Source organism: Kocuria sp. ChxB (assembly GCF_044359605.1).
GTDB classification, from domain to species: domain Bacteria; phylum Actinomycetota; class Actinomycetes; order Actinomycetales; family Micrococcaceae; genus Kocuria; species Kocuria rhizophila.
The window spans coordinates 2,586,246-2,610,542 of record NZ_CP121123.1 but is presented as its reverse complement, the minus strand read 5'-3'; the positions used below and the strand labels follow the sequence as shown (position 1 = coordinate 2,610,542).

At 71.7% G+C, this 24,297-nt stretch carries 24 protein-coding genes; 3 read left to right on the top strand and 21 right to left on the bottom strand.

Annotated elements, in window-relative coordinates; translation table 11 throughout:
• Window positions 1–24: 24 nt before the first annotated feature.
• From pheT to infC, 8 genes are all read right to left on the bottom strand, one after another.
• Window positions 25–2,577, bottom strand: coding sequence for a phenylalanine--tRNA ligase subunit beta (pheT, locus tag P8S73_RS11535; RefSeq protein WP_102613853.1), 2,553 nt, complete (start codon window positions 2,575–2,577; stop codon window positions 25–27).
• 3 nt (window positions 2,578–2,580) lie between these two features.
• Window positions 2,581–3,639 carry a phenylalanine--tRNA ligase subunit alpha gene (gene pheS, locus P8S73_RS11530; protein WP_019310927.1) on the bottom strand — a complete coding sequence of 353 codons (1,059 nt, stop codon included), beginning with the start codon at window positions 3,637–3,639 and terminating at the stop codon, window positions 2,581–2,583.
• A gap of 272 nt (window positions 3,640–3,911) precedes the next feature.
• On the bottom strand, window positions 3,912–5,411 hold the full coding sequence (locus P8S73_RS11525; protein ID WP_059280752.1) for a DHA2 family efflux MFS transporter permease subunit: 1,500 nt from the start codon (window positions 5,409–5,411) through the stop codon (window positions 3,912–3,914).
• Window positions 5,408–5,923, bottom strand: a complete 516-nt coding sequence (locus P8S73_RS11520; protein WP_396350416.1) for a (deoxy)nucleoside triphosphate pyrophosphohydrolase — start codon at window positions 5,921–5,923, stop codon at window positions 5,408–5,410. Before P8S73_RS11520 ends, P8S73_RS11525 begins: the two co-directional genes overlap by 4 nt.
• A complete protein-coding gene (locus P8S73_RS11515; protein ID WP_039101301.1) occupies window positions 5,920–6,882 on the bottom strand; it encodes an RNA methyltransferase in 963 nt (320 codons plus the stop codon). Before P8S73_RS11515 ends, P8S73_RS11520 begins: the two co-directional genes overlap by 4 nt.
• Before the next feature lie 8 nt (window positions 6,883–6,890).
• Entirely contained in the window at window positions 6,891–7,277 is a 387-nt protein-coding gene (gene rplT / locus P8S73_RS11510; RefSeq protein ID WP_039101302.1) for a 50S ribosomal protein L20, read from the bottom strand.
• 92 nt (window positions 7,278–7,369) lie between these two features.
• The gene (gene rpmI / locus P8S73_RS11505) at window positions 7,370–7,567 is read right to left on the bottom strand and encodes a 50S ribosomal protein L35 (protein ID WP_016998296.1); all 198 of its coding nucleotides are present in this window, start codon (window positions 7,565–7,567) and stop codon (window positions 7,370–7,372) included.
• 120 nt (window positions 7,568–7,687) lie between these two features.
• Window positions 7,688–8,722 (bottom strand): translation initiation factor IF-3, encoded by a 1,035-nt coding sequence (infC, locus tag P8S73_RS11500; protein WP_224764911.1) that lies wholly within the window; start codon window positions 8,720–8,722, stop codon window positions 7,688–7,690.
• 329 nt (window positions 8,723–9,051) lie between these two features.
• Between infC and P8S73_RS11495 the strand changes: the two genes are divergently transcribed.
• On the top strand, window positions 9,052–9,501 hold the full coding sequence (locus tag P8S73_RS11495; RefSeq protein WP_039101303.1) for a DUF1844 domain-containing protein: 450 nt from the start codon (window positions 9,052–9,054) through the stop codon (window positions 9,499–9,501).
• 50 nt (window positions 9,502–9,551) lie between these two features.
• On the opposite strand, the gene P8S73_RS11490 is transcribed toward P8S73_RS11495, so the two are convergent.
• The 7 genes from P8S73_RS11490 to P8S73_RS11460 all read right to left on the bottom strand — a co-directional run bounded on the left by P8S73_RS11490 (window position 9,552) and on the right by P8S73_RS11460 (window position 14,616).
• Complete coding sequence (locus P8S73_RS11490) at window positions 9,552–10,409, bottom strand: SseB family protein (RefSeq protein WP_039101304.1); 858 nt, start codon at window positions 10,407–10,409, stop codon at window positions 9,552–9,554.
• Entirely contained in the window at window positions 10,402–11,151 is a 750-nt protein-coding gene (gene priA, locus P8S73_RS11485) for a bifunctional 1-(5-phosphoribosyl)-5-((5-phosphoribosylamino)methylideneamino)imidazole-4-carboxamide isomerase/phosphoribosylanthranilate isomerase PriA (RefSeq protein WP_039101305.1), read from the bottom strand. The genes P8S73_RS11490 and priA overlap by 8 nt, the downstream gene beginning before the upstream one ends.
• A 204-nt stretch (window positions 11,152–11,355) precedes the next feature.
• Complete coding sequence (locus tag P8S73_RS11480) at window positions 11,356–11,517, bottom strand: hypothetical protein (protein WP_164481643.1); 162 nt, start codon at window positions 11,515–11,517, stop codon at window positions 11,356–11,358.
• Window positions 11,514–12,230 (bottom strand): imidazole glycerol phosphate synthase subunit HisH, encoded by a 717-nt coding sequence (gene hisH, locus P8S73_RS11475; protein WP_039101306.1) that lies wholly within the window; start codon window positions 12,228–12,230, stop codon window positions 11,514–11,516. The genes P8S73_RS11480 and hisH overlap by 4 nt, the downstream gene beginning before the upstream one ends.
• Window positions 12,227–12,844, bottom strand: coding sequence for an imidazoleglycerol-phosphate dehydratase HisB (gene hisB / locus P8S73_RS11470; RefSeq protein WP_019310916.1), 618 nt, complete (start codon window positions 12,842–12,844; stop codon window positions 12,227–12,229). The genes hisH and hisB overlap by 4 nt, the downstream gene beginning before the upstream one ends.
• Before the next feature lie 185 nt (window positions 12,845–13,029).
• Window positions 13,030–14,076: a histidinol-phosphate transaminase gene (locus P8S73_RS11465; protein WP_235586572.1), complete on the bottom strand. Its 1,047-nt coding sequence runs from the start codon at window positions 14,074–14,076 to the stop codon at window positions 13,030–13,032.
• Between the two features lie 102 nt (window positions 14,077–14,178).
• A complete protein-coding gene (locus tag P8S73_RS11460) occupies window positions 14,179–14,616 on the bottom strand; it encodes a LysM peptidoglycan-binding domain-containing protein (protein WP_396350415.1) in 438 nt (145 codons plus the stop codon).
• Between the two features lie 279 nt (window positions 14,617–14,895).
• Here P8S73_RS11460 and lexA point away from each other — a divergent pair, with 279 nt between their 5' ends.
• Window positions 14,896–15,654, top strand: coding sequence for a transcriptional repressor LexA (gene lexA / locus P8S73_RS11455; RefSeq protein WP_070636369.1), 759 nt, complete (start codon window positions 14,896–14,898; stop codon window positions 15,652–15,654).
• 21 nt (window positions 15,655–15,675) lie between these two features.
• On the opposite strand, the gene P8S73_RS11450 is transcribed toward lexA, so the two are convergent.
• Window positions 15,676–17,733, bottom strand: coding sequence for an ATP-dependent DNA helicase (locus P8S73_RS11450; protein WP_144803331.1), 2,058 nt, complete (start codon window positions 17,731–17,733; stop codon window positions 15,676–15,678).
• Entirely contained in the window at window positions 17,730–19,391 is a 1,662-nt protein-coding gene (gene hflX, locus P8S73_RS11445; protein WP_101888427.1) for a GTPase HflX, read from the bottom strand. Before hflX ends, P8S73_RS11450 begins: the two co-directional genes overlap by 4 nt.
• A gap of 85 nt (window positions 19,392–19,476) precedes the next feature.
• Here hflX and P8S73_RS11440 point away from each other — a divergent pair, with 85 nt between their 5' ends.
• Window positions 19,477–20,094 carry a class I SAM-dependent methyltransferase gene (locus P8S73_RS11440; RefSeq protein ID WP_396350414.1) on the top strand — a complete coding sequence of 206 codons (618 nt, stop codon included), beginning with the start codon at window positions 19,477–19,479 and terminating at the stop codon, window positions 20,092–20,094.
• A gap of 91 nt (window positions 20,095–20,185) precedes the next feature.
• Here the strand turns inward: P8S73_RS11440 and dapF are convergent, their stop codons facing one another.
• From dapF to P8S73_RS11420, 4 genes are all read right to left on the bottom strand, one after another.
• Window positions 20,186–21,130 (bottom strand): diaminopimelate epimerase, encoded by a 945-nt coding sequence (gene dapF / locus P8S73_RS11435; protein WP_396350413.1) that lies wholly within the window; start codon window positions 21,128–21,130, stop codon window positions 20,186–20,188.
• A gap of 10 nt (window positions 21,131–21,140) precedes the next feature.
• Complete coding sequence (gene miaA / locus P8S73_RS11430) at window positions 21,141–22,067, bottom strand: tRNA (adenosine(37)-N6)-dimethylallyltransferase MiaA (RefSeq protein ID WP_396350412.1); 927 nt, start codon at window positions 22,065–22,067, stop codon at window positions 21,141–21,143.
• A gap of 5 nt (window positions 22,068–22,072) precedes the next feature.
• Window positions 22,073–23,596, bottom strand: a complete 1,524-nt coding sequence (miaB, locus tag P8S73_RS11425; RefSeq protein WP_396350563.1) for a tRNA (N6-isopentenyl adenosine(37)-C2)-methylthiotransferase MiaB — start codon at window positions 23,594–23,596, stop codon at window positions 22,073–22,075.
• Between the two features lie 94 nt (window positions 23,597–23,690).
• The gene (locus P8S73_RS11420) at window positions 23,691–24,254 is read right to left on the bottom strand and encodes a regulatory protein RecX (protein WP_396350411.1); all 564 of its coding nucleotides are present in this window, start codon (window positions 24,252–24,254) and stop codon (window positions 23,691–23,693) included.
• Between the last annotated feature and the right edge of the window lie 43 nt (window positions 24,255–24,297).

The window sequence follows — 24,297 nt, the reverse complement described above, 5'->3', positions numbered from 1 at the left end:
CTCCTTGTGCTGGGGGTGGGTGTGCTAGCTGCGGATCTCGGCGCCGTGGGCGTCACGGGCGGCCGTGACGGCGGCCTCGCGAGCCTGCGAGGCCTCGTCCGCGGTGAGGGTCCGGTCCGGGGCCCGGAACCTCAGCGCGATGGCCACGGACTTCTTCCCCTCCGGAATGCCCGTGCCCGCGTACACGTCGAAGACGTCCGCGGACTCCAGCAGCTCACCGGCACCACGGCGCACCGTCTCCAGCAACTGCGCGGCCGTCACGGAGCCGTCCACCACGAGGGCGACGTCCTGCGTGGCGGCGGGGTAGCCCGAGATCGGCTGCGCCACCACGGCGGGTGCTTCCCGCTCGAGCAGGGCGGAGAGGTCCAGCTCCATGGCGCACGTGCGCTCCGGCAGGCCCTCGGCCGCCACGAGCTTGGGGTGCAGCTCGCCGGCCACGCCGATCACGGCGCCGTCCGGTGTGCGCAGCTCGGCCGTGCGGCCGGGGTGGAACGCGGCGTGACGGCCCTGGGCCACCTCCAGCTCGACACCGGCGCTGCGCGCGGCGAGCTCGGCGACGTCGAGTGCGTCCTGCCAGTCGTAGGCGCGCGGCGTGACCCACGGGCCCGCGGCGGCGTCGTGACCCGCCAGCACCGCGGCGAGCTTGCGCGGCTGGTCCGGCACGGCGGCGTGGAGGCGGTCCAGATCCGGGTCCATGGGGCGCACGCCCAGGGGCGGCACCGGCTGCGTGTCCGGGGTGTACCCCTCGGCGAGAAAGACGTGGCCGATCTCGTACAGCGCGAGGTCACGGAACCCGCGGGAGTGGTTGCGCTTGAGCACCTCCAGCAGACCGGGCAGGATGCTGACCCGCAGCAGGGGCTGCGCCTCGCTGATGGGGTTCGCCAACCTGATCGAGGGCACACGCGCGCCCTCGGGGCTGCCCCAGCGGTCGTTGTCCGCCTGCGCCACGAACGGGTAGCTGAGCACCTCGGTGAGGCCCGCTGCCGCAAGGGTGGTGGCCACGCGGCGTCGTGCGGCCTGCGAGCGCGTGAATCCGCGGCCGGGAGGGGCCACGGGGAGCCGGTTCGGGATCTTGTCGTAGCCGTCCAGTCGGGCGATCTCCTCGACGAGGTCGTCCTCGCCCGTGAGGTCGGGGCGCCAGGACGGCGGGGTCACGATCCAGCCGTCGCCCGTCTCGGTGACGTCCGCGCCGATCGCCGTAAGCGTGCGCTCCACGACCTCCGGGGAGTAGTCCACACCCACGCGCGCCGTGGGGTAGCCGGCCGCCAGGTCGATCGGGGTGGGTGCCTGCGTGTGGTCCACGTCCGTGACGCGACCGGTGTCCGCCCCGCCGGCCAGCTCGACCAGCAGGTCCACCACGCGCTGCGCGGCGACCGGTGCGAGCTCGGGGTCCACGCCGCGCTCGTAGCGCTTGGACGCCTCCGAGGGCAGCTTGTGCCGGCGAGCGGTGCGGGCGATCGAGGCCTCGTCGAAGCGGGCGGCCTCCACGAGGATCCGGGTGGTGGACCCGCTCACCTCCGTGGCGGCTCCGCCCATCACGCCCGCGAGGCCGATGGCACCGGACTCGTCCGCGATCACGAGGTCCTCGGTGTCCAGCGTGCGGTCCTTGCCGTCCAGCGTGGTCAGCGTCTCCCCCGCGGCGGCCCGTCGCACGGTGATTCCGCCCTGCAGGGTGTCCGCATCGTAGGTGTGGATGGGCTGGCCGTACTCGAGCATCACGTAGTTGGAGATGTCCACGGGCAGGCTCACCGAGCGGATGCCCGCCAGGCGCAGCCGGGATGCCAGCCACGGCGGGGTGGGCCGGGAGGCGTCCACGTCCTCCACCACGCGCACCGCGAAGCGGTTGGAACCGGCGCGGCCGTGGATGGGGGCGGCGTCGTCGATCGTGACCGGGAAGCCGTCCTGCGTGGGGGCGGGCACGGACGGTGCCAGCTGGGCCACGGGATCCGTGAACGGTGCGCGCACGGCGTTGCAGTACTCGCGGGCGATACCGCGCAGGGAGAAGGCATAGCCCCGGTCCGGGGTCACGTTGACCTCGGCGGCGGAGTCGTAGAGGCCCAGCAGCTCCATGGCGTCGGAGCCGATCTCGGGGTCCAGCCCGAGCCGGGACAGCACCAGGATGCCGTCGTGGTCCTCCCCGATGCCGAGCTCGCGCACGGAGGCGATCATGCCCGCGGAGGTGTGGCCGTAGGTCTTGCGCGCGGAGATCCGGAAGTCACCGGGCAGCACGGCACCGGGCAGGGTGACGACCACCTTGTCCCCGACCGAGAAGTTGTGGGCCCCGCAGATGATGCCCTGCACCCCGGAGGCCTCGATGCCCTTTCCGGTGAGCGTCTGCTCCTGGCCCTCGGGGACCACGCGCACGGTGCACCAGTTCACGGTCTTGCCGTTGGAGTGGGTCTCCGGCTCCATGGTGAGCACCTGGCCCACCACGATCGGCCCGGACAGCGAGTCCGTGGGGCGGTGGACGTCCTCCTCCTCCAGGCCGACCTTCACCAGGGTGGCCAGGACGTCCTCGGCGGTGGCGTCCTCGGGGACGGGCGCGTACTCGCGCAGCCATGACAGGGGAATACGCATGCTCTAGATCTCCATCCCGAAGTGCTCGCTGAAACGGACGTCGCCCTCGACCATGTCGTGCATGTCCGGGACGTTGTTGCGGAACATCAGGGTCCGCTCGATGCCCATGCCGAACGCGAAGCCTGAGTAGCGCTCGGGGTCGATGCCCGCGGCCCGCAGGACGTTGGGGTGCATCATGCCGCAGCCGCCCCACTCGATCCACCGCGGCCCGCCCTTGGCCGTGGGATGCCACACGTCCAGTTCGGCAGAGGGTTCGGTGAACGGGAAGTAGTTGGGGCGCAGCCGGATGGCGGCCTCCGGCCCGAACATGGTGCGCGCGAAGTGCGTGAGCGTGCCCTTGAGGTCCGCCATGGACAGCCCCTCGTCCACCGCAATGCCCTCCACCTGGTGGAACACGGGGGTGTGCGTGGCGTCCAGCTCGTCCGTGCGGTACGTCTTGCCGGGGCACACCACGTACACGGGCAGCTCGCGCTCCAGCAGCGAGCGCATCTGCACGGGCGAGGTGTGGGTGCGCAGCACCAGGTGCGAGGACGGCGGGTCCACGAAGAACGTGTCCTGCAGCTGACGTGCCGGGTGGTCCGGCTGGAAGTTGAGGGAGTCGAAGTTGAACCACTCGTGCTCGAGCTCGGGGCCCTCCGCGACCTCCCAGCCCATGCCCACGAAGATGTCCCCGATCTGCTCCATCAGGGTGTTCAGCGGGTGGCGCCCGCCCATCCGACGACGCCGCGTGGCCGCTGTGACGTCCACGGCCTCCTCCACCAGGATCCGGGCGTCCCGCTCCTCCTCGAGCTCGGCGGTGCGCGTGGCGATCGCCTTGTTCACGCGTCCGCGCGCCTGCCCCACGAGCTTGCCGGCGGTGGCCTTCGCGGCCTTGTCCAGTCCGCCGATGGCCCGGTTGGCGAGCGCCAGGGGGGACTTCTCGCCCGCGTGGGCGAGCCGGACGGTCTTGAGTTCGGGCAGATCCGCGGCGGCCCGGATCGCGCTCAGCGCGTCCTCGACGGCGGCGGTGACGGCCGCCTCGTCGGTGGGGTCCACCGCGGCGGACGGTGTGGTCTCGGACATGGTTTCTCGCGTTCCTGCGCTCGCGGACGGGGTGCTCCGTGTCCCTGGGGCGCGCTCGCCGCGGGACACGGCGGTGCCCGCCGCCGGGGCGAACGGGCACGGTCAGTCTAGTGGATGCGCCCGCGCCGTCCGCCCGTCAGGAGCCGGCGACGCCGCTCGCGGACCCGCCGGGGCCACGCGCACCGCCGCGGGTGCGGGCGGGGCCGGTCTGAGCACGTGCGGCCAGGCCCGGTCCGGTCGGGAGTGGTTCGGGCAGTGCTTGGGCCAGTGGTTCAGTCAGCACTTCGGTCAGGGTGCGTGCGACCGGGAGCGCGGAAGAACGCGGTGGCCACGGCACCGAGGACGAGCACCGCCACCGGCAGCAGCAGCGAGTGGGACATCGCGAGGGCGAATCCCGGCTGCAGCTGCTCCGGCAGGGCCTGCCCCGACCCTCCCGTGGCGAGGTCGCCGCTTGCCGCCCCGGCCGGCAGGTTCGCGGCCAGCTGGGCCTGCATGAGCACGGCCATCATGGCGCTGCCCACGGCGGCCGAGACCTGCCGGGTGGCGTTGAACACCCCCGAGCCCGCGCCCACGACGTCCGGGGCGAGGTCCGAGGTGGCGGTGAGCGAGACCGGGGACCAGATCATGGCGCTGCCCAGCCCGATCACGAGCGTCAGCGCGGCCAGCAGCCACACGGAGGTCCCGGGGCGCAGGCTCAGGGCGTACGCGGCGAGCCCGGCGGCCATGATGAGCATCCCGGGCAGCGCGATGCTCCGCGGTGCCACCCGGCCCAGCGCCCGGCCCACGAAAGGGGCGAGGACCGCGGAGAGCAGGGACATGGGCGCGTAGCTCAGTGCGGCCACTGTGGGGTCCAGTCCGCGCACGACCTGCAGGTAGAGCATCGCGGGGATGATCATGGAGTTCACGGTGAGGCTCACGGCGGCCATCGCGGCGTTGGCCAGGGTGAAGTTGCGCTGCCGGAGCAGGGGCAGGGGCACGAGCGGTTCGGCGGGGGTGACGGCCTGCCACGCGAGGAACGCCACGAGGATCAGCACTCCGGCCCCGATGACCATGGGAATCGTGACGGGACCCACCACGGTGGACCAGTCGTGGCTCTGCCCCTCCTGGATGCCGAACACCACGAGGAACAGCCCGAGCCCGGAGAGCACCACGCCCACGAGGTCCAGGGAGTGGCTGCGCACCGGCAGCCGGGGCAGGTGCACCGCGGCGCGCCACAGGGCGAAGATCCCCACGGGCACGTTGACCCAGAAGATCCATCGCCACCCCGCGAGGTCCACGAGGATCCCGCCGAGCAGCGGCCCCACGAGGGTCGCGATCCCCGCGGTGGCACCCCAGATGCCCAGGGCCGTGCCGCGGGTGGCCACCGGGAACATCCGGGTGATCACGGTCATGGTCTGCGGGGACATCAGGGCCGCCCCGAGACCCTGGACCACGCGTGCGACCACCAGCGCGGTGACGTCCTGCGCGAAGCCGCACCACAGGGACGCCCCCGTGAAGATCGCGAGCCCCCACAGGTACACCGTCCGCGGCCCCAGCCGGTCCCCGAGCCGCCCCGTGACCAGCAGCGGCACGGCGTAGGCCAGCAGGTAGCCGCTCGTGACCCACAGCACCCCGGAGATGTCGGTGTGCAGTCCCGCGGTGATGGCGGGGATCGCGGTGGACACGATCGTGGCGTCCACCAGGATCATGAAGAAGCCGAGCACCATGGCCCACAGCGCGTGCCACGCCCGCGGATCGGTGCCGTCCCGGCTCTCGGCGGTCGTGTGGTTCACGCGTGCTCCGTTCGCAGTGTTTCCAGCAGTGCGGCCACGATCGGCAGGTCCGCTGGGATCCACGGCAGCGCCAGAACGGTGGCGGGATCGTCCAGTGGCAGCCACCGGACGTCCAGGTGGTCCTCACCGGTGCGGACCCGCTCCTCGAGCACCCGTTCGGGCGACACGGGGTGCCGAGGTTCAGGGGCATCCGCGGACCGCAGGTCCCTCGGACCGCGCAGCACGGCGGTGAACACCCGCATCACGGCGGAGCCGGTGAGCGGCCAGCCGTGGGGTTCCGGTGGTCCCACCTCGGACAGCAGGTCCAGGTGCACCCCGAGCTCCTCGCGGCACTCCCGCAGCAGGGCGGCGCGAGCGCCCTCCCCCGGTTCCTGCTTGCCGCCGGGGAACTCCCACAGCCCGCGCAGGGACTCGGGGTACGCTCGCTGGGCCGCGAGCACGCGGGTGGGCGACGCCGCGTCGTCAAGGATCGCGGCCCCGACCACGCGCGTCCGGGGGGTCCCGCCGGTCACGGGGTTCCGCGCCGCACGGTGACGACGCCGCTGTCCGCCCGTCGCTGCGCCCTCGCCGAGGCGTAGAGGCACACGGTCGCGGCGGTGCCCACGTTGAGGGACTCCGCCCGCCCGTACAGGGGCACGGCCACCGCCAGGTCCGCGAGGTCCCGTTCGTCATCCGAGAGCCCCTGCGCCTCGTTGCCGAACAGCCAGACCGTGGGATCCTCCAGCCGCACGTCGTGCTCCACCACCGGTGCGACGCCCGCAGAACGCAGCAGGGCGGCGTCGGCGAGCTCGTCCACGGTGGCCTGCGCGTAGCCGTCCGCCGCAAGGACTCGCAGGGAACGGCCCCGGGCCGAGGCCACGAAGGATGAGAGCTCCACCCCCGTGAGCACGGGGAGGTGGAAGAGGGAACCCGCCGTGGAGCGCACGGCCTTGGGGTTGAACGGGTCCACGCTGCCCTCGGAGAACACCACGGCACCGGCACCGGCCGCATCGGCGGCGCGCACCACGGTTCCGGCGTTGCCGGGATCCTGCACCCGGGCCAGCGCGCACACCAGCCGGGCGTCCGCGAGCGCGTCCAGCACCGAGACCTCGGGAAGGCGGCACACCGCGAGCATCCCCTGGGGGGTCACGGCGTCGGTCATGGCCCCGAGCACCTCGGGGGTGACCATGCGGAGGAACACGTCCCGCCGGGACCCGAGCGCTTCGAGGTCCGCGGCGATCCCCGGATGGCGTTCGAGCTCCTGTCGCGTGACGTACACGGCGTCCAGGGCGGGAAGCGACGGGCCCCGGTGGGGTGGGCGGGCGGCGTCGAGCGCCAGACGCACCGCCTCCCGCACGTTCTGGGGGCCCTCTGCGCGGAACAGGCCGCGCTTGGAACGCATCGAGCGCCTGGTCAACGCGGCCACGTCCCTCACCCGATCAGCACGGGGGTTGGACAGCAACCGGTCTTCCAGGCGCTCGACGAACGTCACAGCAGCACTCAGGCGGCGGTGCGGGGCGCGGAGGTGTCCTCCGGCAGGGCCTCCTTGGCCACCTGGACCAGGGCCGCGAACGCGGTCTCGTCGCTGACGGCCAGCTCGGCCAGCATGCGGCGGTCCACCTCGACCTCAGCGGCCTTCAGGCCCTGGATGAAGCGGTTGTAGGTCAGGCCGTTGGCGCGGGACGCAGCGTTGATGCGCTGGATCCACAGCCGACGGAAGTCGCCCTTCTTCTTGCGGCGGTCGTTGTACGAGTAGGTGTACGAGTGGAGCATCTGCTCCTTGGCCTTGCGGTACAGGCGCGAACGCTGACCGCGGTAGCCCGATGCCTTCTCGAGGACTTCCCGACGCTTCTTGTGGGCGTTGACTGCCCGCTTCACACGTGCCACGTGTGTACTCCTAACGATCTGGTCCCGGTGCTCACCGGAACATGACTACCCGCCGCTCTCGCGGCGAACTTCTGACTGGACGGCGAAGGGGCTTACTTGCCCAGCATCCGCTTGATGGCCTTGGCCTCACCCGGGGTGGAGACGATCTGGTCGCTCGCGAGGCGGCGGGTCAGGCGGGAGGACTTGTGCTCCAGGTAGTGGCGGCGGTTGGCCTGCTGGCGCTTGACCTTGCCCGAGCCGGTGAGCTTGAAGCGCTTCTTGGCTCCGCTGTGGGTCTTCATCTTCGGCATGGTGGCCGTCTCCTTCTTACATCGACCGGTGTGGGGCACACCGGTGGGTCGCGGCTCGGCGGCCGCGACCACGCTGGTGCCGGGCGATCGCACGCCCGACGCTGTCAATTCCTGGTGCCGCTACTTCTTGGCAGGACCCGGCTTGCCCGCTCCCGGCTTGGGCGCACCGGGCTTCGGCGCACCCGGCTTGGCCGGGGAGGCGGCGGGCTTGGCCGCAGCAGGCTTGGCCGCTGCGGGCTTGCTCGCCGGCTTGGCTGCGGACTTGGCGGGCGCGGCCTTCGGCTCGGCGGGCTCCACCGCGGGAGCGGTCGGGTCGACCGTGGTCTCCGTGGTCTCGGTGGCCGGAGCCACCGTGGCCTTGACCTCGTCCTCCGGAGCCAGCGGGGCGCTCTCCACCGTCTGGTCCTCGGCCGGTGCCGACGCCGCGTTGCGCAGCTCCTCGGGGAACGCGTCCCCGATGGACTGGGTCACCGTCTCGGGCGAGGAGGTGTCCACGCGCTGCTTGCGCTGGTTCTCGGCCTTGGAGTTCTCCCGCTGCTGCTGCTTGCGGGCCTCGGCACGGGCTTCGGCCTTGTTCTTGAGGGGGCCGATGACCATGACCATGTTGCGACCGTCCACGCGGGGGTTGGTCTCCACCGCGCCGACCTCGGCGACATCGTTCGCGAGCCGTTCGAGCAGGCGCACTCCCATCTCGGGGCGCTGCTGCTCACGACCGCGGAACTGGATCATGGCCTTGACCTTGTCCCCCGCGGAGAGGAAGCGCTTGGCGTGGCCAACCTTGGTCTCGTAGTCGTGCGTGTCGATCTTCAGACGGAAACGCACTTCCTTGAGAACCGTGTTGGCCTGGTTCTTGCGTGACTCGCGGGCCTTGACCGCGGCTTCGTACTTGTACTTGCCGAAGTCCATGAGCTTGGCGACGGGAGGCTTGGCGTTCGGGGCGACCTCGACCAGATCGAGATCCGATTCACGGGCCAGCCGCAGCGCGTCCTGGACGCGCACGATGCCGACCTGTTCGCCGCCAGGTCCGACCAGACGGACTTCCGGGACACGGATTCTGTCATTGATACGTGGATCGCTAATGCCAATCTCCTGAGTTTCGTGGGTGACCCCGTGGGCGGGACTGCCGCCACAACGACAAAACCTCCGTTGCGGCACGCGCAAACGGAGGTTGGACACCACACGGAGACCGCGAATCGGAGACACCGTCCGATGACGGTGGGACCGTTCAGGTCTGGAACCCGGACGCCTGGTGGGTCCCGGGAGATCCCGGGGTCGGCGGCGGGTGGGAGTTGCCTCCGCTTGCACACTGCCAACCATGGTAGCGCACCGCCACGCTGGCGCGCCAGTTCCCTCGGGCTCCGTCCGCTGTGGTGTGATGCTCCCCTCGCCTGGCCGGGACCGCCCCGGCCCGCAGCACCCGGGCATGCCTGCACCAGGCTGTCCTGACGTCGGCGCGCCGGTCCCGCTGTTCTACAGTGGAGATCATGTCCGAACAACTGCGCCCCGAGCGCTTCGAATTCACCGCCAACCCGTCTGCGGGCACCACGGCGCAGCCCCCCGCCGCCGGCTCCGCCGAGCTGCCCCAGGAGGCCCTCGACGAGGTCAGCCACCAGATGCGGGACATCGCCGAGGTCCCGGCCGTGGAGGTCATCACCACGGCGGCGGTCCACCTCATGAGTGCGGCGGCCGTGAAGTGCGGTCTGGCCGCGGAGGAGAACGCCGACGAGCTCAAGGACCTGGACGAGGCCCGCAAGCTCATCACGGCCCTGGCCGGGTTCGTCACCGCCGCCGCACCGGAGATCGGTTCCCAGCACGCCGGCCCGCTGCGCGACGGGCTCAAGTCCCTGCAGCTCGCGTTCCGCGAGGCGTCCCCGTTCCCGGACGCCCCCGGCGCGGGCCCCGGGGAGAAGTTCACTGGACCCGTCTACGGCTGAGCAGGATCCCCACACGCTGCGGCCCCCGACCACGTCGGGGGCCGCAGCTGTCAGGACGTCAGCCGCACCTGGACCGAGTCCACATTCTCGGCCACGATGTCCTCCGCCGCCAGGGCCTCCTGGAACGCCTGCACGGCTGCACGGACCTCGGACTCGGGAAGGCCGGCACTCAGCTGCAGCGACACCGTGAGCTCCGGTCCTTCTCCCCCGCCACGCAGCACCGCGGCGTCGGCGCGCACGGCGTGAACGCCCCGGCCCGGTTCCGCGATCGCGGAGACGATCCCGGGGATTCCCACCGCCGCGCGGGTCACGGCGTCGTCCACGGCGAAGTCCCGGTACGACGGCGTCCACTCCCTCCCCTGGGCCACGGCCCACAGCGCCGGGCGCCGCACCACGAAGGCCGGGTCCGACGCCGGATCCACCACGAGCAGCGACGAGCCGTCCTGCACCGCGGACAGCGCGGCACGGCGGATGTCCGCCGCCACCGGTCGGGCGTCCCCGTTCCACGCGCTCAGCGCCTGGGTGGAGGTGAACACCGGCAGGGCCTTGCGCCCGTCGGAGGCCTGCAGGCTCACGAGCGCCATGTCGGCCTCCTTGTCCGAGACCAGCCCGTCCTGCGTGATGTGCGAGCGCGAGATCTGGGCGACGATCGGCACGAACACGCGGATTCCGGCCAGTGCGGCCACCACGTCCTGCTCCCCGGCCCGGCCGTCCCGCCACGCGGCGAGCGCGCGGGCGGCGCTGGGGTCGGCGGTCCCGGGGTCGTCCGGGAACTGGTGGGTGTGACTCGTGCCGTCGCCCAGGTTGCGCCCTTCCCAGGCCTGGCCACCGGTGTCGGTGGGGCCGCCGGCCGAGCGCAGCTGCGCGGCGATGTGAGGGGGAAGGGGGCGGGCGGCGTCGTCAGGCAACGGGGCGCCCCGCGACGTCGAGGGCCTGCGCGAGCGTGAACTTGCCCGCGTAGAGCGCCTTGCCCACAATCGCTCCCTCCACGCCGGCGGGGACCAGCTCGCGCAGCGCGGCGATGTCCTCCAGGGAAGAGATGCCGCCCGAGGCCACCACGGGCTTGTCGGTGCGGCGCGCGACCTCCGCGAGCAGCTCGGTGTTGGGGCCCCGCAGGGTGCCGTCCTTGGTGACGTCCGTGACCACGTAGCGCGCGCAGCCGTCCGCCTCGAGCCGGTCCAGCACCTCCCAGAGGTCACCGCCGTCCCGGGTCCAGCCACGTGCCGCGAGCGTGGTGCCCCGCACGTCCAGTCCCACGGCGATGACGTCACCGTGCTCCGCGATCACGCGGTGCGTCCACTGGGGGTTCTCGAGCGCGGCCGTGCCCAGGTTGATGCGCGCGGGACGCAGGGACAGGACGCGCTCGAGCGACTCGTCGTCCCGGATGCCCCCGGACATCTCGATCTTCAGGTCGAGGTTCTCCGCCACACGGCGCAGCACCTCGATGTTGTCACCTCGGCCGAATGCGGCGTCCAGGTCCACGAGGTGCAGCCACTCGGCGCCGGCCTCCTGCCAGGCGCGCGCGGCCTCCAGCGGATCTCCGTAGCCGGTCTCGGAACCGGCCTCGCCCTGGACCAGGCGCACGGCCTGCCCGCCCTGCACGTCCACGGCGGGCAGCAGCTCGAGCCGACGGTCGGTGTTCTCTGTCATGGGTCTCCTCACGTGGGCGCCGGACGGCGCGCCGTCGAATGGTGTCCGCGCCGTGGGGCGCGGGGTGGCCGGTTCGGGAGCCTGCCCCGGTGCTTCCGCCGGCCCGGGTCTCGGATGCGGCACCCGAGGCGGCAACGGGGTCAGGCCCGGGGCGGCGCCGCGCACCGCGTCACGTGCGGTGCGCGGATCCTGGCACGGGCGTGCTCACAGACTCGTGAACCACGAGTACGCGCCGTAGCCGATCAGCGCGGCGGCGACCAGGGCGAGCAGCACGATCGACCACACGGGTTTGCGCTGCTGGGCGAACGAGATGGCGCCACCGACGAAGAAGGCGCCGGCGACGAGGACGAGGACCGAGGCGGTCATGAGGCATGCTCCGTTGCGGGGTCGGAAAGACGGTCGTCCAGCCGGCCCGTGCGAGGCAGCGTGGCCAGCCAGTTGCGCAGCAGGGCGATCCCCGCGTGCGAGGACTTCTCGGGATGGAACTGCGTGGCACTCAGCGGTCCGTTCTCCACCGCGGCCACGAACGGCGTGCCGTGCTCGGACCAGGTCACGGCGGGAGGAGCCATGACCTCGATGCTCTGGTCGAACGCCCAGCCCTGCACACCGTAGGAGTGCACGAAGTAGAAGCGCTCGTTCTCGAGGCCCCGGAAGAGCACCGAGTCCTCGGGCGGGCGCACCGTGTTCCAGCCCATGTGGGGCACCACGGGCGCGGCCAGTCGCTCCACGGTTCCGGGCCACTGCGCGAGGCCCGCGGTCTCGCGGCCGTGCTCCACGCCGCGGTCGAACATCACCTGCAGACCCACGCAGATCCCCAGCACGGGGCGGCCGCCACTCACGCGCCGGTCGATGAGCCGGGGGGCGTCCACCAACCGCAGCCCCTCCATCACCGCTTCGAACGCGCCCACGCCCGGCACCACGAGCCCGTCCGCGTCCAGGACGTCGCGCGGGTCCGCGCTGAGTCGCACGCGCGCGCCCGCGGCCTCCAGCGCGCGGACCGCCGAGCGCACGTTCCCCGCGCCGTAGTCCAGCACGACGACGCTCGGCGCGTCCTGCGCGTCCGTCACCTCGGCGCTCACAGGGCGCCCTTGGTGGACGGGATGGTGCCGGCCATCCGCGGATCCAGCTCCACGGCCTCGCGCAGTGCACGGGCCAGCGCCTTGAACTGTGCCTCCACGATGTGGTGGGGGTCCCTCCCGCGCACCACGTCCATGTGCAGGCACAGCTGCGCGTGGTGGGCCAGGGACTCCAGCACGTGACGGGTCATGGACCCCGTGAAGTGGCCACCGATCAGGTGGTACTGCTGTCCCTCGGGCTCTCCGGTGTGCACCACGTAGGGGCGGCCGGAGACGTCCACCACCGCCGAGGCGAGGGCCTCGTCCAGGGGAACAGTGGCCTGCCCGAACCTGCGGATCCCGCGCTTGTCCCCGAGCGCCTCCCGCAATGCCTCGCCCAGCACGATGGCCGTGTCCTCGACCGTGTGGTGGACGTCGATGTGGGTGTCCCCGTGCGCCGTGACGTCCAGGTCGATGAGCGAGTGCCTCGACAGGGCGGTGAGCATGTGGTCGTAGAACGGCACGCTCGTGTCGATGCGGGAGGTGCCCGTGCCGTCCAGGTCCAGGCTCACCCGCACCGTGGACTCGCTCGTGACGCGTTCCACCGTGGCGGTGCGCTGCTTCTCGGTCGCACTCATGTCTGGCACTGACTCCTCGTGGTTCGATCCGCCCGCGCGCGGCCGGTCCGGCAATGGCGGGACGCGTGGTGCGCGCGGGTCGTTCCAGTCTAGGCGGGACCGCAGTTGCTCCGCGCCCTGGCCGACGCGCCGCCCGCAGCCAGCCCCCGGCCTCCGGCCTCCGGTGAACGTGGGTCCGTCGTGACTCAGCGCGCGGACAGGTACCCCGCCACAGCGTCCAGGAACGCGGACGTCTCGGGCTCCGTGCCGGCGGTGACCCGCAGGTGCCCGGGAATCCCCACGTCCCGCACGAGCACCCCGTCGTCCAGGAGGGCCTGCCACATCGCGTGCGCGTCTCCGCCGCAGTCGAAGAACACGAAGTTCGAGTCCGACGCCGATGGCGCGAGCCCCAGACGGGTGAGTTCCCGCACGATCCGATCACGCTGGGTCTTGATGTCCTCCACGGTGGCCAGCAGCGCACCGTGGTGCTCGAGTGCCGCCAGCGCGGTGGCCTGGGTGACGGAGGACAGGTGGTAGGGCAACCGGACGAGCCGCATGGCATCCGCGATCTCCGGCGCCGCCGCGAAGTAGCCGAGGCGGGCTCCAGCCAGGGCGAAGGCCTTGCTCATGGTCCGGGACACGATGAGCCGGGGGCGGTCCTCGAGCAGGGTCAGCGCGGACGGTGTTCCCTCGCGGGCGAACTCGGCGTAGGCCTCGTCCACCACCACGACCGTGCGGTGCGTCTCTCCGGCGCGGTACACGGCATCGACCACGTCGAGCTCGAGAGCGGTCCCCGTGGGATTGTTGGGCGAGCACAGGAACACCACGCTGGGCGCGTGCTCGGCCACCTGCCGGGCCGCGGCGTCCGCCGTGAGGGAGAAGTCGGCGTCCCGCTCCCCCGCGATGAACCGTGTGCCCGTTCCCAGTGCGAGCAACGGATACATGGAGTACGTGGGAACGAAGCTGAGGAGAGAACGCCCCGGTCCCCCGAAGGCCTGGAGGATCTGCTGCAGCACCTCGTTGGAGCCGTTGCCCGCCCAGATGTTCCGCTCGTCGAGGCCGTGCCCCAGGTAGGAGGCCAGGGCCTTCCGCAGGGCGGTGAAGTCCCGGTCCGGGTACCTGTTCAGCGCCCCGGCCACGAGGTGCACACGATCCGTGATCGCGTCCACGACGGCGTCGGGAACGGGGTGGGTGTTCTCGTTGGTGTTCAGCGCGACCTCCACCTGCAGCTGCGGAGCCCCGTACGGGGACATCCCCTGCAGGTCGTCACGCAGCGGGAGGGAGGCCAGAGGGTCTGCGGCGGAATTCACCGGTTCATCCTATCGGGCCCGCAGGGGCCGCAGAGTCAGCAGGGCCTACCGGGCCGGAACTTCGAGGACCTGGCCGGCCGAGAGCTGGGACGAGCTGAGGCCGTTGAGCTCCGCGATGTCGTCCATGACCTCCCGCGGGTCGCGGTCGGGGTCGGCGGCCACCGCGATCTCCCACAGACTCTGCCGGGCCTGCACCGTGACGCTCTGGGTCACGGGCTCACCCACGGGGTCCGTGGAGGCGTTGACGGTGGGCGGCAGCAGGAACACCGCGGCCACCACGAGCAGCGCTGCGGCTCCGGTGACCACGGGCAGTCCGATCAGCAGCAGTCTGCCGCGGCGGGTCAAGCGCATGATCCCCGGTCCGAGATCGTGCCCTGCCTCACCGGCGGCGTCCAGCTGACGGGCGACACCGGCTCGGATGCTGGACCGGCCGCGTACTCCGGTGGCCCGGCGAACGGGCCTCGGCATGATGAGAGCGGTCATGGCAACCTCCTGGTGTTCCGGTCGATGCCGCCCACCGGGCGGCGGTGTTCGAACCGCGGTAGCGGGTAGAACACATCTTCGAATGTCTGGTGACAGTTCTAGCACGGATGTACGAACGGTGTCGAGGTCCGTTTCGAACACATATTTGAATGCGCAGGTCACCCGGGTTAAGCTGGCCCCAGACATGTGACAGTCGACCCCACGTCTCCGACACGCATAAGCGGTCCGCGGCCCGGCCCCCGGGCACGCCCTGTGCGGCACGGCGAAAGGACCCCGCTCGTGAGCACCACTTCCCCCGCTCAGCAGACACCTGGCCGACCCGTTCGAACACTCTCGGACCGTCAGGCGAGAATCCTGGGCGCCGTGCAGCGCTCGATCGCCACGCGGGGGTACCCTCCGTCCATGCGGGAGATCGGGGACATCGTGGGGCTCGCGTCCCTGTCGAGCGTCACGCACCAGCTCGGTCAGCTGGAGAAGTGGGGATACCTCCGCCGTGACCCCCGACGCCCCCGGGCCATGGAGGTGCTGCGACCGCTCAGCCAGCAGGAGCTGGACCACCACCTGGGCAAGGAGGATCCCCAGGAGGGTGAAGCCTCCGGCGGTGCCACGGTCTCGCCCCTCACGCCCACCCTGGGCTCGGTGCCCGCCGCGGACGAGGACGACACCATGGTGCCCGTGCCCCTGGTGGGCCGCATTGCCGCGGGCGGCCCCATCACCGCCGAGCAGTCCGTCGAGGAGGTCTACTCGCTGCCACGGCAGTTCGTGGGCCACGGCCGGCTGTTCATGCTCAAGGTCGCCGGGGACTCGATGATCGACGCCGCCATCTGCGACGGCGACTGGGTGGTCGTGCGCCAGCAGAACTCCGCGGAGAACGGGGACGTCGTGGCTGCCCTGCTGGACGACGAGGCCACGGTGAAGACCTTCCGGCAGCGCGACGGCCACACCTGGCTCCTGCCGCAGAACACCCGCTACGAACCCATACTCGGCGACCACGCCACCGTGATGGGCAAGGTCGTCTCCGTCCTGCGCTCTCTGTAGCGGCGGCGCGGGGCCCTCACCTCACTGCCGGCCCAGCCGCTGCAGCGCCCCCAGCACGGTGGACTTGTCCGTGGTGGGCCACAGCGGGGGCAGCGACCGGGCGAGGAAGGACCCGTAGCGGGCCGTCGCAAGGCGGGAGTCCAGAACCGCCACCACACCCTTGTCCCCGCTCGCACGGATCAGCCGTCCCGCGCCCTGGGCGAGCCGAACAGCCGCGTGCGAGGCGGACACCGTCATGAAGCCGTTGCCCCCGGCGCGCTCGGCGGCACGGGTGCGGGCGGTGCCCAGCGGATCGTCGGGGCGGGGGAACGGGATCCTGTCGATCACCACCAGCCGGCAGGACTGTCCCGGGACGTCCACCCCCTGCCACAGGCTCATGGTGCCGAACAGACTGGCCGCGGGATCGTCCGTGAACTCCTTGACGAGTGAGGGCAACGAGGCGTCCCCCTGGCACAGGATGGGCAGCTCGGTCCGCTCCCGCAACGCCTCTGCGGCGTCCTCCGCCGCGCGCCGTGAGGAGAACAGCCCGAGCGCTCCGCCTCCGGATGCCTCCAGCAGCTCGAGCAGCTCGCCCAGCTGCTCCTCCGAGACGCCCCTCCCGGGCTTGGGAAGGTGCTTGGCCACGTAGAGGATCCCCTGGCGGCGGTAGTCGAAGGGGCTTCCCACGTCCACGCCCCGCCAGGGCGGCGCCCCCGGGCCCTGCAGGCCGAGGGACCCGGCGACCGACGAGAAGGACGACCCCACGGCCAGTGTCGCGGAGGTGAGCACCACCGTGCGGCCGTCGAAGAGGCCCTCGCGCAGGGGCCCCGCCACGCTCAGGGGCGCAATGTTGAGCGTGGCAGGCTCTCCCGCCGAGGTGCCCACGTACCCCTCCGTGGGGCTCCACCGACCCACACGCGAAACCCACAGGACGTCGTGCGCGGTGTCCGCCCCGAGCATGCGCTCGGAGGTGTCCAGGAGCTCCGAGAGCCGCGAGCGTGCGGCGTGCCGTCCGGCGTCCTCTCCCTTGGACTCCCCCTTGGTGTCGCTGAGCCCTGTGCGGGCGGCGTCCTGGATCCCCCGCACCGCGTAGACCTGCTCCTCGGTGAATCCCCGGGGCAGCAGGCCCGAGTCCTCGTCGTCGAACGCCTTGTCGAAGGCCTGCGCGGCTCGTTCCAGCGCATCGCTGGAGGCCGCCGTGTGCTTGCGGACGGCGGTGCTCGCCGCGCGCACGGCCGCCGCTGACAACGACGCCGTGACCGCGCCGGTGACCCGGTCGCGCAGCTCGTGCGCCTCGTCCACGATCACGACGTCGTGCTCCGGGAGCACCGCGAGGCCCTCGAAGGCGTTGATCGCGAGGAGGGCGTGGTTGGTGATGACGATGTCCGCCTCACCCGCCTGAGCGCGGGCACGTTCCGCGAAGCACTCCTCCACGAGCGGGCACTTGCGCCCCAGACACTCCTTGGCCGTCACGGAGACCTGGCGCCACGCGGCGTCCGAGACCCCCGGCTGGATGTCGTCCCGGTCCCCGCTCTCGGTGGTCTCGACCCACTCGCGCAGGCGGAGAACCTGCTGCGCCAGCCCTCCGAGAGGGCGGTCCGTTCCCACGCCGCCGGAGCCTCCGACCGGAGCGCTGAACAGAGCGGCGTCGTCGTCCTCGGGGTACCCGCCCTCCACCTTGTGCAGGCACGCGTAGTTGGAGCGCCCCTTGAGCAGTGCCACGTCCGGGCGGTCGTCGAGCTCGTCCTCCAGCGCGTCGAGCAGGCGCGGCACGTCGCGGCCGGTGATCTGCGACTGCAGGGCCAGGGTGGCCGTGGCCACGACCACCGGCTTGTCCGAGGTCCTGGCGTGGACCAGCGCGGGAACGAGGTAGGCGAGCGACTTGCCCGTGCCCGTGCCCGCCTGCACCAGCAGGTGGCGGTGGGTCTGCAGGGCCTCGGCCACCTTGGCCGCCATGAAGCGCTGACCGTCCCGCCGCTGCCCCCCGAGGGCGGTGACGGCGGCGTCGAGCAGCTCGAGGGCGTCCGCGCCCCCGGGGAGGGACTCCGGGCGGACCTCCGAGACGTCCTTGCCGGTCTCGTCGATGAACGGTGCGCTCATGCGCCCTGCGAGTCCTGCGCCTGCTCCCGCCCCTGGGCCTCGTCCCCGGCAGGGGTGTGGGGGGCACTGAGGTAGCGCTCGAGGTCGTCCACCAGGTCTTCACGCACCCGCACGTGCAGGCGTGTGCCCTCGGGGGTGTGCTCGGTGCTGAGGATCTCCGCGTCCTGGGCGTGGAGCCGTGACACCACTTCCCCGTGGGTGTACGGGACCAGGAGGTCCAGCTCGTGGTCGGGCCGTGGGATGGCACCGGAGATCAGCCGCTGCAGCTCCTCGATGCCCTCTCCCGTGCGCGCCGAGACCGCCACGGAGGGACTCTCGTGGTTGCGCAGCCGGGCGAGCACCACAGGATCCGCGATGTCCGCCTTGTTCAGGGCCACGATCTCGGGGATGTCGTTGGCCCCCACGTCCGTGAGAACGTCCCGCACGGCCTTGAGCTGACCCTCCGGATCCGGGTGGGAGGCGTCGACCACGTGCACGATGACGTCCGCGTCCGCGACCTCCTCGAGCGTGGAGCGGAACGCCTCGACCAGCTGCGTGGGAAGGGACCGCACGAAGCCCACGGTGTCCGCCAGGGTGTAGCCGATGCCGTCCGGGGTCTGCGCCTTGCGCACCGTGGGGTCCAGGGTGGCGAACAGGGCGTTCTCCACGAGCACACCGGCGTCCGTGAGCCGGTTCAGCAGGGAGGACTTCCCGGCGTTGGTGTAGCCCGCGATCGCCACGGAGGGCACCGAGTTGCGCTTGCGGTTCAGCCGCTTGGTCTCCCGCGCGGGCTTCATGGCCGCGATCTCCCGGCGCAGCTTGGCCATCCGCTGACGGATGCGACGGCGGTCCAGCTCGATCTTGGTCTCACCGGGTCCACGGCTGCCGATGCCCTCGCCCGACGCCGCCCGGCCGCCGGCCTGGCGGGACAGGGACTCGCCCCAGCCGCGCAGTCGCGGGAGCATGTACTCCAGCTGGGCGAGCTCCACCTGGGCCTTGCCCTCCTTGGACTTCGCGTGCTGCGCGAAGATGTCCAGGATCAGACCGGTGCGGTCGATGACCTTGACCTTGACCACGTCCTCGAGCGCGCGCCGCTGGGATGGGGCGAGCTCGGCGTCCACGATGACCGTGTCCGCACCGGTGGCGGCCACCACGTCCTTGAGCTCGAGGGCCTTGCCGGAGCCCAGGTACGTGCCCGGATCCGGGTTCACGCGCCGCTGCAGCATGCCGTCCATGACCTCGGAGCCCGCAGTCTCGGCGAGCGCGGCGAGTTCCCGCAGGGAGTTCTCCGCGTCCGCGAGTGTGCCGCTGGAGTACAAACCGGCGAGCACCACTCGCTCCAGGCGCAACTGCCGGTATTCGACCTCGGTGACGTCCTCGAGCTCGGTGGACAGTCCGGCCACGCGCCGCAGCGCGTGGCGCTCGGCGAGGTCCTGCTGGTCCCCGTCGGAGGGGACGTAGGTGTCCTCCTCGTCCACGAGCTCCCGGGCCCGTCCGAGACGCTCGTGGCCCGCGCGGGGCGCGGCGGCGTCGTCGTCCTGAGTGGCGGTGGGCTCGTTGCGGGACCGGGCGCGCGCCAGGACGCGCGAGACCACGTCCTCGAGTTCCGAGGCGGACAGTTCGCCGGAACGCTCGGAGAGTTCCGAGGCGTGGTTCCGGGACGGAAGAGAGTCAGTCATGGTTCCTTGATCTGTGCTGGTGACGGGTTGGCCCAGTCTAGCGCCGGGCGGCGACACGACTCCGTGGGCACTACCATGTGGAGCCATGGCCGCCGAACACCCCGTCCCCCACTACTTCGTCTCCGATCCGTCGCTGCCGGAGAAGCGGCGCAGTATCGGCGTGGAGCTGCGAGGTCGGCACGTGGACGTGGTGACCGCCGCCGGCGTGTTCTCCCCCGGGGACCTGGACAAGGGGACAGCGGCGCTGCTGCGCACCGTGCCGGATCCGCAGGGCACAGACCTGCTGGACATCGGCTGCGGGTGGGGTCCGATCACGATCGCACTGGCCCAGGCGGCGCCCGAGGCGCGCGTCACGGCCGTGGACGTCAACCAGCGCAGCCTCCAGCTCACCGCCGAGAACGCCCGGTCCCTGGGCCTGACCGGCGTGGAGGCCGCTCTGCCGCAGGACGTTCCGGAAGGTCGCACGTTCGACACCATCTGGTCCAACCCCCCGATCCGGGTGGGCAAGGACGCCCTGCACGAGATCCTGACCACGTGGCTGCCCCGCCTCAACCCCGGCGGCACGGCGTGGCTGGTGGTCCAGAAGAACCTGGGCGGGGACTCGCTGCAGCGCTGGCTCGCGCAGACCCTGACCGCGGACTTCCGCGTGGAGCGTGCGGCCACGGACAAGGGCTTCCGCATCATCGCCGTCCGCCGGGACTGAGGGCCCCCGCGGCCCCGCCTCGCACGACGCCCACACCCCACGACGCCGCCCGCCCGCCTCCGCGCGACCGGCGGGTGACTTCCCGGATCCGCTACACGAGCTCAGCGGTGGCGACCACACGGACCGGTCCCGCGAGCACCACGTGCTCGGTGCCGTCCGGGGCGGCCACGAACGTGACCGAGAGAACCCCGCCGGGAACCTGCACGAACCACCGGTCCGGGGACTCGGGCCCGCCCCAGAAACGGGCTGCGGCCGCAGCCGCGCACGCTCCGGTGCCGCACGAGAGGGTCTCCCCCACGCCGCGCTCGTGCACGCGCATCTCGAGCCGGCCCACCTCGGTGTCGTCGTGGTCGAGCGGGACCACGAACTCCACGTTGGTGCCGTTCGAGGGCACCGGGTCCACCACGGGCGCGGCGTGCAGGTCCAGGGCGTCGAGCTTCTCCCCCTCGGAGAGCACGACCACCGTGTGCGGGTTGCCCATGTCGATGGACACGCCCGGTCGCGGGACGGTGAGACCGTGGGCGGTGACCACGCAGTCCGAACCCCGCTCGCGGGCCTCCTCGCCGTGGCGGAAACTCCAGGGCCCCATGTCCACGGCGTACCCGGCGGAAGTGCGCGCCACGGTCCGCACACCAGCGCGGGTCCCGATCCGCACCCGCGCGCCGGGGGGCAGGGTCAGCAGTCCCTCGCGGACCAGGTGGTCCACGAAGACCCGCACGCCGTTGCCGCACATCTGGGCGAGTGAGCCGTCCGCGTTGCGGTAGTCCATGAACCACTCGGCATCCGGATGCCGCTCCAGCAGCCGACGCCCCTCCTCCAGGTGCCGGGAGCGCACGGCACGGATCAGTCCGTCCCCGCCGAGCCCCGTGTGCCGGTCGCACACGCTCGCCACGGTCTCTGCAGAGACGTCCAGCGTCCCGTCGCGGTCCGTGCAGACCACGAAGTCGTTGCCCGTGCCGTGCGCCTTGCTCACCCGCACGCCCGCCAGTTCGCCGCTGCCCACTGCCCGTCCCGTCCCCTCGTTGGTTGCACTCATGCGCGTCATCCTACTGAGCACGGACGATCTCCAGGGCACGAGCCGCGAGGTCCGTGACGCTGCGCCCTGCGGAGCACTCGATCCAGTGCACGCGCGGGTCGGCGCGGAACCATGTGCGCTGCCGTTTGGTGAACCTGCGGGTGGCCGCCACGGTGTCCTCGCGGGCCTCCGCCAGGGTCATGGTGCCGTCCAGCACGGTGAGCAGCTGCGGGTACCCGAGCGCCCTGCCGGCCGTGGGACTCTCCCGTAGACCGCGTGTGGCGAGAGCCCTGACCTCGTCCAGCCAGCCCCGCTCCAGCATGAGGTCCACACGGCGCGCCAGCCGGTCGTTGAGCTCGTCCCGGCCCATGGCCAGCCCGATCTGGACCGTGGGGCGCACGTACCGGCGCTGCGGCATGAAGGACGTGAAGGGCCGCCCCGTGAGGTCGTGGACCTCGAGGGCCCGTACCAGACGCCGGTCGTCCTTGACGCGCGCCGCGGACTCCGGGTCCACCCTGGCCAGTTCCCGCAGCAGCACCGCACGGCCGTCACGCCGCAGCTGGTCCTCGCGCCGAGCCCTGATCACGGGGTCGGTTCCCGGGAAGTCGATGGCGTCCAGGGCGGCCCGCACGTACAGCCCCGAGCCGCCCACGAGGACGGGCACGCGACCCCGTTCCCGGATCTGTTCCGCGCACCGCCGGGCATCCCGCTGGAACGCGGCCACGGAGGCTTCCTCGTGGATGTCCAGGACGTCGAGCAGGTGGTGGGGCACACCGTCCCGCTCCTCGGGCGGCAGCTTGGCCGTGCCGATGTCCATGCCCCGGTAGAGCTGCAGGGCGTCAGCGTTGATCACCTCGCCGCCCAGCTCGTGGGACAGGGCGATGCCGAGGTCGGACTTGCCCGTGCCCGTGGGGCCCACCACGGCCACGAGGGGCGTGGGTGCACCGCGGTCTGCCATCCCGGTCAGGGCTTCCGCAGTGCCGGCATCCCCAGCCCCACGGTCCCGGCAGATCCGGTGGCCCCACCGGACGACGGCGCCCCGCAGCTCTCCGCCTGGGCCGCCTCCCACGCGTCCCCGCCACGCGACGGCCGCACGTGGTACTCGGAGGCATCCGCTGGGTCCGCGAGCAGGTGGTAGGCCGCGGCGCCCGTGACCGGAACGGTGACGAAGTCACCGGGGCGCGGCACGGGTGAGCCCTCCGGCACGCTGAAGTGCACCAGGCGCTGGTCACGGCTGCGTCCCGAGAGCCGGTGCGTGGCACCGGACTTGCGCCCGGACTGCGCGCTCACGAGCAGCTCCGCACGCGTGCCCACGAGCTGGCGGTTGAGCCGGGCGCTGATGGCGTCCTGCAGCGCCGTCAGGCGCTCGAACCGTTCCTGCACGAGGGCTGAGGGCACCTGGTCCGCCATCTCCCCCGCCGGGGTTCCCGGGCGGATCGAGTACTGGAACGTGAACGCGGAGGAGAACTCCGAGGCCTCCACCACGTCCAGCGTGTCCTGGAAGTCCTGCTCCGTCTCCCCGGGGAAGCCCACGATGATGTCCGTGGTGATGGCCGCCTGCGGGATGCGCTCCCGCACCCGTTCCAGGATCCCCAGGAACTTCTTGGACCGGTACGAGCGCCGCATGTCCTTCAGGATCCGGTCCGAGCCCGACTGCAGCGGCATGTGCAGCTGCGGCATCACGTTCGGGGTCTCGGCCATGGCGTCGATCACGTCGTCCGTGAAGGCCGCGGGGTGGGGGCTCGTGAACCGGACCCGCTCCAGTCCCTGGATGTCGCCGCACGCGCGCAGCAGCTTGGCGAACGCACCGCGGTCACCGAACTCCACACCGTAGGAGTTCACGTTCTGCCCGAGCAGCGTGACTTCCACCGCTCCGGAGTCCACGAGGGCCTGGACCTCCGCGAGGATGTCCCCCGGACGACGGTCCTTCTCCTTGCCCCGCAGCTGCGGGACGATGCAGAACGTGCACGTGTTGTTGCACCCCACCGAGATGGACACCCATCCCGCGTACGCCTGTTCGCGTTTGGTGGGCAGCGCGGAGGGGAAGGTCTCGAGGGCCTCCAGGATCTCCACCTGCGCCTGCTCGTTGTGCCGGGCGCGTTCCAGCAGCACCGGCAGCGAGCCGATGTTGTGGGTGCCGAAAACCACGTCCACCCACGGAGCCTTCTCCACGATGGTGGCCCGGTCCTTCTGCGCGAGGCACCCGCCCACGGCAATCTGCATCCGGTCGTTGCGACGCTTGACCGGAGCGAGCTGGCCCAGTTGTCCGTAGAGCTTGTTGTCCGCGTTCTCGCGCACCGCGCAGGTGTTGAACACCACCAGATCAGGCTCCCGCCCCACGGCCGGGATGTACCCCGCGTTCTCGAGCAGGCCCGTGATGCGCTCGGAGTCGTGGGCGTTCATCTGGCAGCCGAGGGTCCGCACCTCGTAGGCGGGCGGAGCGTCCGACGGGACCGGTGCGGAAGGGTCTACGGCGGTGTGGGGCATCTGAGTCACCCCATCATCTTAGGGACGGGGTCAAATCTTCCGGGGCCGTGCCTGCCCGTTCACCGGGCAGCACCCGGAGAACAGAACGACCCCCTCACGGGGTGTCCCAGACCTCGGCGCCCACGCCGTCCTCCGACCCCGGATCGGATGTGGGTCCGAGCCCTGCGAGCTCCTCCTTGACCACGGCGAACGCCATGCCGGACGGGTACCCCTTGCGGCCCAGCATGCTCACCAGTCGGCGGGTGAGCTTGTCCCGTTCCTTGCGGTCCGTGAGGTCCGCCGACGCCGGAAGCTTCCTGCGGACCAGCTCGTGCGCGTCACGCACTTCGTCCTTCTCGTGGCGCTGCTCAAGGGCCTGCTCCGCCAGTTCCCCCGTGATACCGCGCTGGGAGAGCTCACGCCGCAGAGCCGCCCGCGAGAGTTTGCGGGTCTCGGCACGGGAGCGGACGAACATGGCGGCGTACTCACGGTCGTCCACCAGACCGACCTGCTCGAAGCGGTCGAGCACCTCCTGGGCAACATGCTCCGGCACATCCCGTTCCGCGAGCTTGTCCTCGAGCTGGCGGCGTGACTTGGCCGAGGCCGTGAGCTGCCGCAGCACGATGCCGCGAGCCGTCTCGAGCTGCTCCGCGCTTGCGGCCTCCACCGTGTCCGCCACCTGAGCATCTGCTTCTGCGACCGCGATCGGCGACGCCGCATCC

Coding starts and splice junctions, on each gene's coding strand:
- P8S73_RS11480 (WP_164481643.1), bottom strand. CDS start 11,517: ATGACCGCCTCGGTCCTCGTCCTCGTCGCCGGCGCCTTCTTCGTCGGT.
- P8S73_RS11450 (WP_144803331.1), bottom strand. CDS start 17,733: ATGAGCGCACCGTTCATCGACGAGACCGGCAAGGACGTCTCGGAGGTC.
- P8S73_RS11440 (WP_396350414.1), top strand. CDS start 19,477: ATGGCCGCCGAACACCCCGTCCCCCACTACTTCGTCTCCGATCCGTCG.
- pheT (WP_102613853.1), bottom strand. CDS start 2,577: ATGCGTATTCCCCTGTCATGGCTGCGCGAGTACGCGCCCGTCCCCGAG.
- pheS (WP_019310927.1), bottom strand. CDS start 3,639: ATGTCCGAGACCACACCGTCCGCCGCGGTGGACCCCACCGACGAGGCG.
- P8S73_RS11465 (WP_235586572.1), bottom strand. CDS start 14,076: ATGTCCCCGTACGGGGCTCCGCAGCTGCAGGTGGAGGTCGCGCTGAAC.
- dapF (WP_396350413.1), bottom strand. CDS start 21,130: ATGAGTGCAACCAACGAGGGGACGGGACGGGCAGTGGGCAGCGGCGAA.
- miaB (WP_396350563.1), bottom strand. CDS start 23,596: ATGCCCCACACCGCCGTAGACCCTTCCGCACCGGTCCCGTCGGACGCT.
- hflX (WP_101888427.1), bottom strand. CDS start 19,391: ATGACTGACTCTCTTCCGTCCCGGAACCACGCCTCGGAACTCTCCGAG.
- hisB (WP_019310916.1), bottom strand. CDS start 12,844: ATGAGTGCGACCGAGAAGCAGCGCACCGCCACGGTGGAACGCGTCACG.
- P8S73_RS11495 (WP_039101303.1), top strand. CDS start 9,052: ATGTCCGAACAACTGCGCCCCGAGCGCTTCGAATTCACCGCCAACCCG.
- miaA (WP_396350412.1), bottom strand. CDS start 22,067: ATGGCAGACCGCGGTGCACCCACGCCCCTCGTGGCCGTGGTGGGCCCC.
- rpmI (WP_016998296.1), bottom strand. CDS start 7,567: ATGCCGAAGATGAAGACCCACAGCGGAGCCAAGAAGCGCTTCAAGCTC.
- P8S73_RS11460 (WP_396350415.1), bottom strand. CDS start 14,616: ATGACCGCTCTCATCATGCCGAGGCCCGTTCGCCGGGCCACCGGAGTA.
- priA (WP_039101305.1), bottom strand. CDS start 11,151: ATGACAGAGAACACCGACCGTCGGCTCGAGCTGCTGCCCGCCGTGGAC.